The organism is Paenibacillus sp. DMB20, from assembly GCF_000987955.1.
Lineage (GTDB): Bacteria > Bacillota > Bacilli > Paenibacillales > Paenibacillaceae > Paenibacillus_AQ.
The window spans coordinates 29,128-42,812 of sequence record NZ_LAZU01000026.1; the positions used below are offsets into that span (position 1 = coordinate 29,128).

The following is a 13,685-nucleotide window of genomic DNA, read 5'->3' on the forward strand; positions in this document are numbered from 1 at the left end:
AGGACGAGCCGCATGATGAATGTAATGATCGTAGAAGATGAAACGATTATGAGACTGGCTATGACGACCTTGATTGATTGGGGATCGAACGGGTTTCGGATTGTTTATGAAGCAAATAATGGAGACCAGGCCCTTCAGTATATTAAGGAACAGCCAGCCGTCGATATCGTAATTACAGATTTGAAGATGCCAGTGATGGATGGCTTAGAGCTGATTGATGAACTTAATCAGTTAGAGGTGACTCCGCATGTTGTCGTGTTAAGCGCTTACGATGATTTTGAATTGGTCCGTAAGGCATTTAAGAGAGGAGTTCATGACTATATCCTTAAATCGGAGATGGACCCAGATGTTGTTCTTGATCTTTTGAATCGAATTAAGAATGCTTATGAAGCGAAACAGACGTTATCAAGACAATCGAAAGAAATTTTTCACGGGGAACGGCTGCGGCTGAAACAGCAAACGATTCGGGAATGGCTTGAAATTGGTGTTGCTCCTCAGATGGACCCTTATGTGCTGGAAGATTTGGATATGAGACTAGAGTGGACCAATATTACGGTTTCCATTCTTCGAGTCGAAGGATTTGCTCAGGTACAGGAGCGTTACGGTTCGTCGATTGGGGAATTTGTAAGCTCTGTGCTTAAGTCGATCGATCAGGTACTGGCTGAAGCAGGGACAGGTGAAGTAATCAGCTGCAACCCCTATGAGTACGCGGTGCTGTTATCGTTTAAGACCAATAGTTTAATGTACGTCAGGCAGAGTATTTCGCAGATTTTGGATCAGATCATTTTTGTTCTGAAGGAATACATCAACATACACGTTACGGTCGGGGTAAGTGAGCTGTGCGAGGAGATGAGTCAGCTCAAGACCTTCTATCTTCAAGCACGCAAAAATGCTGATTTACGCTTTGTCATTAATAAGCACCGGATCATCTATCCCGAGGATGCGAAGCAATTCCTACAGCAGTCAGGTGAGACGTTGATCGGAAAAGAGAAGGCCTTGCTGGATGCATTGAAGGAGGGCGATGAGCAAACGGTTCTGCATGAGCTCGACAGCATGTTTGCACTCATCAAGCGTTCGGCCTCTATGGGAAATGAAGCTCTGCGTACTCGATATATGGAGCTGTTAATGATACTTGTGAAATTTATGCATGATCATGGGTATGTGGATAGCCAGCAGGTCAATAAAATAGAGGATCTGTATCAGATGGCCTGGCTGGTGGATTCAGCCGATAGCCTGCAAGCCTGGATTTTAAGCCTGGTTCAGCAGCTATTGAAAGAGATCGATAAGAAGGCGGGTCAGATAAACCGGGTGATCGCAATTGCACAGGCTTATATTAAGGACCATTATCGCGAAGAAATTACGCTGGGAAAAATAAGCGAAATGGTGCATTTAAGTGAGAGCCATTTCAGCACGTTATTCTCCAAGGCGGTCGGAGAGACCTTTAAGGAATTTGTAACGAAGGTACGAATAGAAAAAGCGATGGAGAGCATGAAGAATGAACCTTATCTCAAGATTTATGAGGTCGCAGAGCGCACAGGTTATGCGAGTACGGAGCATTTTAGCCGGGTGTTTAAGAAAACGACCGGAATGAGCCCACATAAATTTATGAAAACGATTTCCGAAATAGTCTAAAACTAGATCATAATTTCGAATGTTTTATCATTCTGACCTCATACCGCAAAAGGCTATGATATAAGCAGCAGAGGAAGCATCGCCTGTATTCAAATAAAAAGGGGGAATGTTACATGCATCAGGTTCGACTTCGTATGACACGTATTTTAAGCACGGTTCTAATCGCAGTCTTAATGGTATCACTGTTCTCTGGTTGTGGAGCTAAAGGAAACACGGAGGCTGAGGGGCCATCGAATGAGCCGAATACACCACCACAGCAGGAAGCAGAACAGAAAGATCCGGTTACTTTAAAGTTTCCAATCTGGTCCACGATTACAGAGGATTTATTGAATGATCTCGATCTTGTAAACGAATACAAAAAAGTAAACCCTCATGTAACGATCGAGCTCGAGCTGCTCAAGGATACGGAATACGAAAACACAATGAAGATCCGGAATGCGGCTAATGAGCTGCCGGATATTATGCCGCTGAAATCGTCATGGCTGATTAATTTCAAGGATAACCTGCTGCCTCTGGATGACATGGACATTGCCAAGAATAATATGTTTGCCGCTGATTTTGCAGTGGATGGCCATATTCTAGGAGTTCCAGAAAGCCAGTTCAATGAGTTTGTCTGGTATCACAAGAGTATCTTCGAGGAATATGGAATCGAGATTCCAAAGACTTGGGGAGAATTTGTAGCCGCTGCTCAGAAAATTAAAGACGGAGGCAAGTATATTCCGGTTGCGATGGGCGGTAAAGATGCTTGGCCGAACTATCCATTTAACGAATTTATGCCTTCTCTAGTCGCTAACGATGGGGACTACTGGTCTACCATGGCGACAAAGGATGAGCCGTTTACGAAAGGCGAGGCCTTCTATGAAGCTTATGTAAAAATTCAACAGCTATACGATGCCAAGGTCATGGGTCCTGATCCGCTCGGTGTTGGTTTTGACCAATCCAAGCTGATGTTCGGTTCCAAGCAGGCAGCGATGATTGCGCTCGGTCAATGGTTCGGCAGTGACTTGAAATCGATGACAGATGTAGATATGAATGATATCGGTGCCTTCTTGTTGCCGGTTCGTGATTCGGAAGATGAGCCGTTCAACACGGTTTCCATGGTAGATACATTCTACACCATTCCAAAAACGTCAAAGCATCCTGAAGAAGCAGAAGAATTCTTAACCTGGTTCTTCAGTGATGCATGGTACCCTAAATACATGACTGAGGCTCAGCTTCAATCAACCATGAAGGATGTTAAGATTGACCTCGGAACGACGTTCAATGGTGCCTTCGAGGTATCCAATCTGAACTACGTGCTCAATAAGGCAGGCAATGAGGATTACAAGAAAATTGAGTCGGCAATCAAGTTTGACGTGAAGAAAATGGGACAGGACATGATGGCAGGCAAGGACTTCGATAAGATGATGGAGGAAATGAATAACAGCTGGAAGAATGCCCGTTCCAAATTAAAATAAAGCTCCTTTAACAAAGGGAGCCATGAATGGAAAGTGGCTAAATTAAGATTAGCCACTTTCCTTATATATAAAGAAATGGAGGGGAAGACATGAAAACAATGTCAATGCAAAGAAACATACTGTTATTTAGTTTTCTATTTATCCCTGTAGTGCTGCTTTTAATGTTCGTGCTTTATCCTCTGACAGAGCTAATGCGCTTAAGCTTTACCGATTGGAATGGAGTGGATGCCCAGCAGACCTACACAGGCTTCGATAATTACATCAAGATGTTCACCGATTCATCCGATGTATGGCTGTCTTTACGTAATAACGGGATCTACTTTATTTTTCACTTAATTATGATTCCGCTAGAATTAATGATTGCGGTTCTACTGGACAGCAAGATTCGAGCAAGCAAGTTTTTTAAGACGTTTATTTTTATGCCTTATATTATTAATGGGGTTGCCATTTCGTACATGTTTGCTTTCTTCTACAGTCCTATTAATGGCGGTTTAAACGGTATTCTTGAAGTGTTTGGAATGGAAACTCTCATTCGGAATTGGCTGACAGATGAATCGATCGTGAACCTGAGTCTGGTGTTTGTTTCGATTTGGCGATTCTCGGGCTTTCATATCATCTTATTCCTGGCAGGCTTGCAATCGATTCCTCAAGATCAATTCGAGGCAGCTAAAATCGACGGTGCGAACAATATCCAGAACTTCTGGTATATTATCGTTCCTGGGGTGAAAAAGGTGTTGGAGGTTATTCTGTTCTTGAATGTCGTTGGTGCCCTGCAGGTGTTCGATATTCCTTATATTATGACACAGGGCGGTCCGGGACATGCTAGTAGCACCTTTACGTTATATACGCTTGAGACAGCCTTTAAATTTAATAGCTTCGGCATGGCTTCAGCGATGGGTGTCACCATGCTCATTCTTATCATTGTCCTGAACGGTGTACAGAACAAAGTGTTCAACCTGAAAGGAGTTGATGAAGAATGATACTGCGATTGGAGAACGCGGCTAAGAAGTTTATCTTATATTCCATACTCCTGGCTATTTGCCTGGTTATACTCATTCCCTTGCTCATTACGCTGTTCGCTTCATTTAAGACTTCCTTGCAGATCGGCTCTGAATTTGCGCTAAAGTTGCCTTCTAATTTTGATTTTGCTAACTACCGAGTCGTACTGGATAAGGGGAAATTTCTACAAGGGTTTGGCAATTCGATGTTCTTGGTGATCGTCAGTGTCATTATTAACGCCATACTGGGAACCATGACGGCCTATGCGATTAATCGATTTGATTTTCGTTTGAAGAAGGTTATTCTGGGCCTATTCGTAGCGGGAATGATCATGCCCGGCATGATTACAGAAATTTCTCGTTTTACGATCATTAAAAATCTTGGACTTTATAATTCCATTTGGGCTCCGATCGTCATTTATGCAGCAACCAATCTGGTTCAGCTCTATATTTATACACAGTTTATTAACGGTATTCCTAAAGAACTGGACGAGAGTGCGATGCTGGACGGCTGCTCGTATTTTAAAGTGTTTAATAAAATGATCTTCCCACTTCTGTTGCCAGCAACGGCAACCCTAGCGATTATTAAAGCGGTTGATGTGATGAATGACATGTATGTCCCGTATCTGTATATGCCTTCCAGTACACTGAGGACACTCACGACAACCCTGATGTATTTCAGCAGTTCCAAGTTTGGTAGCTGGGATTATCTAAGTGCTGCAATTATTCTGGTTATGCTGCCAACGCTCGTAATTTACCTTCTGTTCACAAAGTTTATCTTCAAGGGTATTGTTGCGGGTGCGGTGAAAGCATAAGAAGGAATGCATGTTCAAATAAATGAGCTAGATACGCTGAACGAATTTCAGGCTATTCTCCTGATGTTCGTTCGGCTTTTTGCCTCTTCGCTGTTATAAATATGAACACCTGTCAATATTGGAAATTAAAAGACCAGTAGAGCCAATGAGTGCCATTAGTCGTTTTGGCGGTGAACACGATAATCGCTTGTGGCGGATTCTCCATCACTACGTTGATAATGCCATTGCCGCGCAGGATCTCTCGTACGTCACAAAGATCAACATGGACGAAACGTCAGCCAAACGCGGTCACAATTACATCACCATCTTCATGGACCCGGAGCAAAAGAACGTCATCTGCGCGACCAAAGGCAGGCAAAGATCCCAGCACGGTGGAGCGAATGCAAGAAACAACTGGAAGCCGACGGCGGGAAAGCAGAAAACATTACCGAGGTTTGCATGGATATGTCGCCAGCATTTATCAAAGGTGCAGAAGAGAACTTCCCTAAAGTGTCGATTACCCACTTTATTTTAGAGCATGCTTATTCATTGATAAGTGAAAATTTTCACAGTTAGATTAGGTGTGAGTAAAGGGTAACTATGTTATATCTATAAGCAAACTTGTTGTATCTCCATCAGTACCATTGTGTCTCTAATCAGTTGTGAAGTATAGATTACTCTTTATCAGCCCAAAATACTATAATTATATGTATGTCTGAAACCACCATTCTTGTAACAACTGGAGACTTAAGGAAGGAGGAAAAAACAAAAGAATGAGATGGGTAGGTATAGGTTATATAGCGTTGTATAGCATCATTATTGGCGGGATTGCTGGACTTCTGACCTGGAGTTTTTTAGCGGCGACCTCTTTAATGACTCGTTTAATATGGGATGTGGTCCCCGGTGCGATTGATGTTCCGTATTGGACGATTATCGCGTGCTTCATTGGTGGTATTCTGGTAGGGCTTTGTCAGAAGTACTTTGGTGATTATCCGCGGAATATGGAGCAGGTGTTGACTGAGTTCAAGACAAACAGAAGAATTGACTATAGCTCCGGATTTAGAAGCGCGATTACGGCAATTACTGTTCTTTCTTTTGGAGCAAGCCTTGGACCGGAGGCCGCTTTGTCGGGCATTGTCGGAGGTCTGTCCACACGGGCGGGGGATATGCTTAAATCTAGAGTGAAGAAAAAGACCATCGAAAACGAATATGAAGAAATCATTATTCAATACAGTGTTGAAACGACTATAGGCATGATTTTTAGAGCTCCACTCCTCGGGACAACTCCTATTATTGAGGATCGGCATGACTCCAAATTAATCAAGAAAATCAAGACGATCGTGTATACAATTACGACAGCTGCAGGATTTGGAGTATTCTTATTGTTATCTAAAATCGATAATCGTCAGTTTACGATAGCTGATTTTGGGCCGGCTGCCTTCGGTGTTCATGAGATATTGGCCTTCATTCCACTGATAGCTGTAGGTATATTGTTTGACCTTGTGTATAAGTTTTTAGGCGATGCATTACATAAGGTGTTCCGCCCCCTTGATCGTTATAAGGTTGTTAAAGCTACAATCGGCGGATTGATTCTTGGAATAACGGGTACGATTCTTCCGCTAACGATGTTCTCGGGGGAGCATGAGCTAACCGATCTGGCAGTAGGCTGGACGAATATGTCCATTTTAATGCTATTGATGTTAGGTATTGTAAAATTATTTTTAACGGAATTGTGTTTATCTACCGGATGGCGCGGAGGACATATCTTTCCGATCATTTTTGCAGGAGTAAGTATAGGGTATGCTATAGCTTCCCTGTTCCCGATTGATCCCGTAACATCCATTACGATCATCACGACTTCAATGACGAGTACGGTTCTGAGAAAGCCACTTCTCGTCGTATTGATCTTTATTATGATCTTCCCGATCCAATTGATCATCCCGATGACCGTAGCCGCATACGTTCCAGTGCTTTTGTATAACGCCAGGGAAAAACGTAGATCGGCTGAATCTGCTTAATATGAAAGCCAGAAAGCTGCAATGAAGTCAAGAGAAAACGTGGAGATGAACCGCAAGATAGGAACCTTGCTCAAAGGTGACTGCTTGTGGTTTTTTGTGCTTTATTTCCATTCATATCTTATATTTATGAATCAATTTATTCCGAAGGCGCTCCAATTATCGAAACAGGCGACAGGTCAGAAATTATGAGAAGGAAGTCTCTCAGCGTGCGCGCAAGCAGGACAAGGCCAATGCTGACTTGAATCTTATGAAGCATTACCACCACTGACGGATGGAATAGGAAGACAATGCATGTATCAATCATCACGCTTTCGAAGTCAGGCTCTATTGATACATGCTTCAGAATACGATCCCAGATACCCGCGGCTTGCCAGCGGCGAAATCGGCTGTAAACAGTAGACCAGGTGCCATAATACTCTGGTAGATTCCGCCAGGGTGCGCCGGAGCGTACTACCCAAAAGCATGGCATTTATCATTTTTCGGTGTCTTTCGCTGGTCTTCCTCCTTGCGGTTTTCGTTCAAGCGGCAACACATCTTTGATCCGTTTCCATTGGTTGTCTTGCAATTCGTATCGTCTCATCATACTATTCTTTACCCAGATTTTCACATTGTTACAGTTTGCATACACGCCTTAGCAAGTAATGCTTATATAAAATAAAAATTCAGAAATCTACACTAACGTTTTGTTGGTGCCTGCAGACTGAGACCAATAGCTTCGCGTTGTTGGTTTTTTCTTTTTGTTATGAATTAGAAAGGCCGAAAGCAAAATAGGTGAGCCCGATATAAGCCTTTCATAATAATAAACGATATAATACCATTTAGTAAACAAATGATTATATTTTAGTAAATAATTTGAATTGGAGATGTTGAGGCGAAGGGGATTCCTTTTTCGCTGTATAGTCTGTTGTGGACATTAAATGGCGCGCTTATTTTGGCACCCCACCCCCTAAAATCATAATGGGCTGCGGCAAACGTATGGCAAACGTGGAAAGGGAAGGCGATTATACATGAGAGAATGGTTTTCCCGATCTGAACGATAGTCATCTCGAGAACAACGCCAGTTTAGGCGACGATTTGTTTTCTTTTTATTTTTCCATAATTTCTATTGATAATGCGAAACGACGATGGTAAAATAACCTCAATAAATTTACTAAAATACTTGATATTTATTTAGTAAAATTATTGAAGTTCCATTCATTCATATGCGGAGGTGAAGTCAGCGCAGTACATATGACTTCGTTGTGGTATTTTATTCTAGCAATGATTTGAAAGCGGATACAAATCGAGGGAGGTCAATTTAGTGAAGAAATCCTTGATGTTGTTATTTACAGTTATTTTTTCATTGTCAACGCTTGCCGGGTGCGGCGGATCAAAGCCGGAACAGGAAGCTGACGGAGACAAGCAGACCGACGCGGGCCAGAAGACGGAAAAAAAAGTCAATGAGTTCGGTTGGGAGGTTCCCGAAAAAACGATCGAGATCAGTTTCTATTCCGGACAGGATAACCCGGATAAAGTCAACAAATACCAAGCTGAACTTCAAAAGTACATTCTCGAGAAATTCAACGTAAAGCTGACCAATATCGTATACGACGTGGACCAAAAGGAAAAAGTGAACCTCATGCTTGCAAGCGGCGATTATCCCGAAGTGATTACGGGGCTGAGCGAGTCTCAGGCGCAGCAGTGGGTCAACCAAGGTAAGGCAGTGGAAATCGGACAATATATGGACCAGTACGGCGGTAACATCAAGTCTCAGCTGGAGCCATGGTTCAAATCGTATTTTAGCCAAGACGGCAAGATTTACATGCTGCCGAAGTTTTGGGGGATGCTCCCGATTCCGGATAATTCGGCCCATGTTCGGAATGATTGGTATACGGCCATGGGATCGCCGAAATTTGAAACGCCCGAGCAATATTACGACATTCTGAAGCAAATGCAGGTTGCGCATCCGAAGAACGCAAAAGGCGAAAAAACGTATGCGCTTTCAGGAATTGCGCCCGTTACAACGAATATGGTACCGACGCTTGCAGGTATGTGGGGGCTTCAGAACGGATACAAAGTCAGTCCGGAAGGCGATACGACACATTGGGTCAATACGCAGGAAGGACTTGAGCTTACGAAATTCATGTATCAAATTTACCGTGACGGCTTGCTTGATCCGGATACTTTCGTCAATAAATTCGATGAGTGGAAGGCGAAATTCTCGTCTGAACGTATCATGGGGCACATCGGGCCATGGTGGCAGTCGTGGAACGCGGGGCATGAAGTATGGCAGAAGACGAATAAGGAATGGAAGGAAGACCAGCGTTACGTGCAGGTGGGATTAAAAGCTGCCGGCGCGGAAAAAGCCTACTTATCCCCTAAAAATGCACGCGGCGGCACGTTCACGATTATTACGGATAAGGCGAAACATCCGGAGGATATCGTCAAATGGATGAACTTTTCGATTACGGATATGGGGACTCGCCTGATTGGTTGGGGCGCCCCGAACCAGCCTGATTCGGTCTGGAAGTTTGAAAATGGCAAATGGAGCTGGGTAGAGGAAGCCAAGCAAGCGATTATAAATGCAACATGGAATTATGAGAAATCCGATATGCTGGGTCAGGTGTACTTGATGTTGGTTGAAGGCCAAGGGACCATGAAGGACGACGGCAAGAGTACCCTCTGGTTCGACCAGAATTTTAACAATGAAGCCAAATGGAAAAAAATCATGAACGATAACTTGAAGGATACGATCTACGATAACTCGATGGGCTCGATTACGATCCCGGCGAATGATCCGCTTCTCATCACGAAGCAGCAAATCGACGACCAGTTGGAAACGCTGTGGGCAAAAGCCGTTATGAGCAAAACGGAGGATGAGATGACGAAAAACTTTAATGATATGAAGGATAAGTTGAATAGCGCTGGACTGCATGACATCGAGAAATACAGATCCGACGTGTATAAAGATCGCATGAAGAACTGGAAATAACGCAAATGAGCCGGGGATGAAGGCATCCTTCCTCCCGCTTCGGAAATTTTTTTGACTTTAGAAAGAGGGTGGCAGGGTGAACACCGGAGTCGTACATACACCAACACAACGAAAATCACGATTCGATCTTATCAAGCGGACCTTATATAAGGAGCGCCAGTTATGGTTGATCAGCATTCCCATGATCATATGGGTGGCTATCTTTTGTTATCTGCCGATGTATGGAATCATCATCGCTTTTATGAACTACATTCCCGGCAAGCCGATAATCGGGAGTGAATGGGTAGGTTTTTTGCATTTTAAAACATTTTTCCACTCTCCCGATTTTTGGCATGTGCTCCGCAATACGCTGGCAATCAGCGGGCTCGGCATCGTATTCGGTTTTACGGCGCCCATCGTATTGGCCCTGCTGCTCAATGAACTGCGAGGACGATTCTTTAAGCGTTTTGTTCAGACGGTATCGTATTTGCCGCATTTTATTTCTTGGGTAGTTGTAGCCAGCATTTTGTTTGCTACGCTGGGCAATGAAGGATTTGTGAATGACATGCTGATGAGGCTTGGTTTTATCGACAAGCCAATCGCCTTCCTGGGCGAAGGCAAGTACTTTTGGGGCGTGCTGACCACGACTAATATATGGAAGGATGTCGGTTGGTCCACGATTATATACTTATCCGCGATCGCCGGCGTGGATTCCGAACTGTTTGATGCGGGTAAAGTGGACGGTCTGGGGCGGTTCGGTATGGTGTGGCATATTATACTGCCAAGCATTCGTCCGACCATCGTATTGTTGTTTATTCTCGGGATCGGCGGCATTTTGAATGCGGGCTTCGAGCAGCAGCTGCTGATAGGTAACTCACAAACAAGGGAATATCACGAAGTTATCGATACGTATGCCTATAAGTACGGAATTCAGCTAGGCAATTATTCGTACGGCGCAGCGATCGGATTATTGAAGGGCGTCATCTCGCTTGTGCTTGTGCTCACTGCGAACCGTATCAGTAAAAAAGCGCTGGATACTTCGATTTTATAGGGAGGCGGACAACGGTGAATTCGAAAACAGTAAAACCCGGCATCGGCAGTCGTATTTTCGATGCGTTTAACATTGTATTCATGATTGTGTTTATGTTTCTGATGCTGTATCCGTTTGTAAATTTGCTCGCGATCTCCCTGAATGACGGAGTGGATGCCGCTCGGGGCGGAATCTACTTTTTTCCCCGGGTTTTTTCGCTGGATTCCTATATGTTCTTACTGAAAAACGAAAAGTTGTTTTCAGGCTTATGGGTTTCCGTCTTACGTGTGGTTGTTGGAACCGTTACCTGTGTGTTCATGACCGGACTTCTTGCCTACGTCGTTACGATCCGCAATTTTTCCGGAAGAAAATTCATGCGCATATTGTTCCTGATCACGATGTATTTTGGCGGCGGCTTGATTCCTACGTATTTGCTGATGGTTAAGCTCGGGCTGACCAATACGTTTAACGTATATTGGATACCTGGCCTTCTCAATGCGTATTACATGCTTCTGATGGCATCATACATGCAAGGTTTGCCGGAGTCATTGTTCGAGTCCGCGCGGATCGACGGCGCTTCCGAACTGCGCATTTATGTCAATGTCGTGATTCCCATTTCCATGCCGGTATTTGCTGCCATTGCGGTGTTCAGCTCGGTAGGCCATTGGAATTCATGGTTTGACGTTATTTTGTACAACTCAAACGGGAAGTGGGATACTCTGCAAACGTATCTCCGCAAGCTTCTGCTGGAAGTCGAGGCGCTGCAGCAAATTCAGGACGCGCAGGCGGCTTATTCGAAATATCGCAATATATCCAGCAATACGCTGCGTGCTGCCGTAACCATGGTCGTTACGTTGCCGATCGCATGCGTATATCCATTCTTGCAAAAATATTTTGTCGGCGGCATCACGCTGGGGGCCGTGAAAGGCTAGAAAACATCAAACAAGCAATAGACGAGTAAAAATGGAGGGCATTTCTGTGAATCTAATAATGATAGAACAAAGCAGGCTAAATACCGGAAAATATCATTTTTCAATTCTTGGCGAGGATCATCTGTTTCAAATTACATTGTCATCCCAAAAAGTAAGCAATGGCATCGAACTGCTGCAAATTCGGTTGGAAGCGAATGCTCCGGTGCAGCCGTCGCCGGTTGAAATCGTATGGCATATTCCGGCCGTTGATATTCATGGTTATTGGCATCCCGCCGCATACCGGAATCGGCGCCTGCATGTGGATTGGGAACGGGAACTTATCTCAAAGGCAACATATTCCGCTCCCGTGGGCTGCCTGTTCAATACGATGGGCCGGAATCGGTTGACTTTCGCCTATTCCGACGCATTAAACGCGGTTGGCATGTTGGCTGGTGTCCATGAGGAAACGTCGGTATTCAAGTGTTCGGTGAAGCTGTTCACGGAGCCGATGGCTCCGATCCGGACGTATGAAGCCGTTCTTCGCCTGGATGCGAGAGATATACCTTATTATGAAAGTCTCAATGAAGTGCAGCGCTGGTGGGCATCCCTCCCGGGATTGGAACCGGCTCCTGTTCCGGAAGCGGCAAAGCTGCCCGTATATTCCACATGGTACAGTTTCCATCAACAGCTGAACCCCGAGGAAATCGAAAGGCAGTGCCGCCTGGCGCAAGATCTTGGATGCGGGATGGTCATTGTTGACGACGGATGGCAAACCTCCGATAACGCCAGAGGGTATTGGTATTGCGGGGATTGGCTTGTATGCGAAGAGAAAATTGACGATATGAGAGCCCATGTCGAACGCGTGCATGCGATCGGCTTGAAATACATGTTATGGTACTCCGTGCCGTTTGTTGGTATGAAAAGCGATGCCTGGCACCGATTCGAACATAAAATGTTGACCGTGTTTGAAAATCTTGGTGCCGGTGTGCTTGATCCAAGATATCCCGAAGTTCGCGAATATACGATCAGACTTTACGAAAAGGCCGTTAGCGATTGGGATCTGGATGGATTTAAGCTGGATTTTGTGGACAGCTTTTATGCGACGGAAGAGACCAAAGACAAAACGGATCCCGAAATGGACTTCACTTCCGTACCGGAAGCCGTTGACCGGTTGATGAGCGACGTGATTACAAGACTAAAGGCAATCAAACCGGACATCCTGATTGAATTCCGGCAGAACTATATCGGACCATTGATGAAAAAATACGGGAACATGCTTCGAGCCACCGATTGCCCGAATGATGCCGTCGAGAACCGGATTCGGACGATTGATGTTAGACTTCTCAGCGGCGAAACCGCTGTCCATTCGGATATGATCATGTGGAATCCGAGTGAGCCGTTGGAAAGCGTTGCGTTGCAGCTGATTAATATATTGTTTTCCGTACCACAAATTTCCGTAAAGCTCGACCAAATCCCGATAGAGCATTTAGAAATGGTCTCTTTCTGGCTGTCTTTCTGGCACGAGCACCGCGATGCTTTGATTGAAGGAGATTTTAAACCGGGAAAACCGGATTCGCTGTATGCTACCGTCTGTGCAGAAACGGAGGGAAAACGGATTATATGTGCATATGATGATACGGTTATCCGCGTGGGGGATCACGTCCCAGAAAGGCTTATTATCGTGAACGGCACGTTTCATACGCGGTTGGTTCTTGAGACCGATGAAGATATGGGAGCGGCCCAAGTAGAAGTTCGCAACGCCCGAGGTCACGGGGTCGATTCCTACGAGATGAACTTCAGCGCAGGCATTCACAGCCTTCAAATTCCGGGTGCCGGTCTTGCCTTGATCAAAAGAGAGGTGAAATGATTGAATACGCTGCCCATCGGCCATATCA

At 44.7% G+C, this 13,685-nt stretch carries 10 protein-coding genes and 1 pseudogene; 10 read left to right on the forward strand and 1 reads right to left on the reverse strand.

Annotated elements, in window-relative coordinates; genetic code table 11:
- Nucleotides 1-12: 12 nt before the first annotated feature.
- The 6 genes and pseudogenes from XI25_RS31320 to XI25_RS12885 all read left to right on the forward strand — a co-directional run bounded on the left by XI25_RS31320 (nt 13) and on the right by XI25_RS12885 (nt 6,899).
- Complete coding sequence (locus XI25_RS31320; RefSeq protein ID WP_052759589.1) at nt 13-1,632, forward strand: response regulator; 1,620 nt, start codon at nt 13-15, stop codon at nt 1,630-1,632.
- Nucleotides 1,633-1,745: 113 nt separating this feature from the next.
- Nucleotides 1,746-3,089, forward strand: a complete 1,344-nt coding sequence (locus XI25_RS12865) for an ABC transporter substrate-binding protein (RefSeq protein WP_052759590.1) — start codon at nt 1,746-1,748, stop codon at nt 3,087-3,089.
- 89 nt (nt 3,090-3,178) lie between these two features.
- The gene (locus XI25_RS12870) at nt 3,179-4,069 is read left to right on the forward strand and encodes a carbohydrate ABC transporter permease (protein ID WP_046678960.1); all 891 of its coding nucleotides are present in this window, start codon (nt 3,179-3,181) and stop codon (nt 4,067-4,069) included.
- Nucleotides 4,066-4,902, forward strand: a complete 837-nt coding sequence (locus XI25_RS12875) for a carbohydrate ABC transporter permease (RefSeq protein WP_046678961.1) — start codon at nt 4,066-4,068, stop codon at nt 4,900-4,902. The genes XI25_RS12870 and XI25_RS12875 overlap by 4 nt, the downstream gene beginning before the upstream one ends.
- A 142-nt stretch (nt 4,903-5,044) precedes the next feature.
- Nucleotides 5,045-5,403: pseudogene (locus XI25_RS36845) on the forward strand (ISL3 family transposase); the annotation flags it as partial.
- A 251-nt stretch (nt 5,404-5,654) separates the two neighbouring features.
- Nucleotides 5,655-6,899: a chloride channel protein gene (locus XI25_RS12885; RefSeq protein WP_046678963.1), complete on the forward strand. Its 1,245-nt coding sequence runs from the start codon at nt 5,655-5,657 to the stop codon at nt 6,897-6,899.
- 136 nt (nt 6,900-7,035) lie between these two features.
- Here XI25_RS12885 and XI25_RS36850 read toward each other — a convergent pair whose 3' ends face one another.
- Nucleotides 7,036-7,368, reverse strand: a complete 333-nt coding sequence (locus tag XI25_RS36850) for a transposase (protein ID WP_082112348.1) — start codon at nt 7,366-7,368, stop codon at nt 7,036-7,038.
- A gap of 831 nt (nt 7,369-8,199) precedes the next feature.
- On the opposite strand from XI25_RS36850, the gene XI25_RS12895 reads away from it, so the two are divergent.
- The 4 genes from XI25_RS12895 to XI25_RS12910 all read left to right on the forward strand — a co-directional run bounded on the left by XI25_RS12895 (nt 8,200) and on the right by XI25_RS12910 (nt 13,657).
- Nucleotides 8,200-9,870 (forward strand): sugar ABC transporter substrate-binding protein, encoded by a 1,671-nt coding sequence (locus tag XI25_RS12895; RefSeq protein WP_046678964.1) that lies wholly within the window; start codon nt 8,200-8,202, stop codon nt 9,868-9,870.
- Nucleotides 9,871-9,946: 76 nt separating this feature from the next.
- Nucleotides 9,947-10,900: an ABC transporter permease gene (locus XI25_RS12900; protein ID WP_046678965.1), complete on the forward strand. Its 954-nt coding sequence runs from the start codon at nt 9,947-9,949 to the stop codon at nt 10,898-10,900.
- A gap of 14 nt (nt 10,901-10,914) precedes the next feature.
- Nucleotides 10,915-11,811, forward strand: coding sequence for a carbohydrate ABC transporter permease (locus XI25_RS12905; protein WP_046678966.1), 897 nt, complete (start codon nt 10,915-10,917; stop codon nt 11,809-11,811).
- 46 nt (nt 11,812-11,857) lie between these two features.
- On the forward strand, nt 11,858-13,657 hold the full coding sequence (locus tag XI25_RS12910) for a glycoside hydrolase family 36 protein (RefSeq protein ID WP_052759592.1): 1,800 nt from the start codon (nt 11,858-11,860) through the stop codon (nt 13,655-13,657).
- Nucleotides 13,658-13,685: the final 28 nt, after the last annotated feature.

Bases quoted from the DNA above. Each gene is read 5' to 3' on its own strand.
- XI25_RS12865 (WP_052759590.1), top strand. From the start codon at position 1,746: ATGCATCAGGTTCGACTTCGTATGACACGTATTTTAAGCACGGTTCTA.
- XI25_RS12875 (WP_046678961.1), top strand. From the start codon at position 4,066: ATGATACTGCGATTGGAGAACGCGGCTAAGAAGTTTATCTTATATTCC.
- XI25_RS12885 (WP_046678963.1), top strand. From the start codon at position 5,655: ATGAGATGGGTAGGTATAGGTTATATAGCGTTGTATAGCATCATTATT.
- XI25_RS12870 (WP_046678960.1), top strand. From the start codon at position 3,179: ATGAAAACAATGTCAATGCAAAGAAACATACTGTTATTTAGTTTTCTA.
- XI25_RS36850 (WP_082112348.1), bottom strand. From the start codon at position 7,368: ATGCCATGCTTTTGGGTAGTACGCTCCGGCGCACCCTGGCGGAATCTA.
- XI25_RS31320 (WP_052759589.1), top strand. From the start codon at position 13: ATGATGAATGTAATGATCGTAGAAGATGAAACGATTATGAGACTGGCT.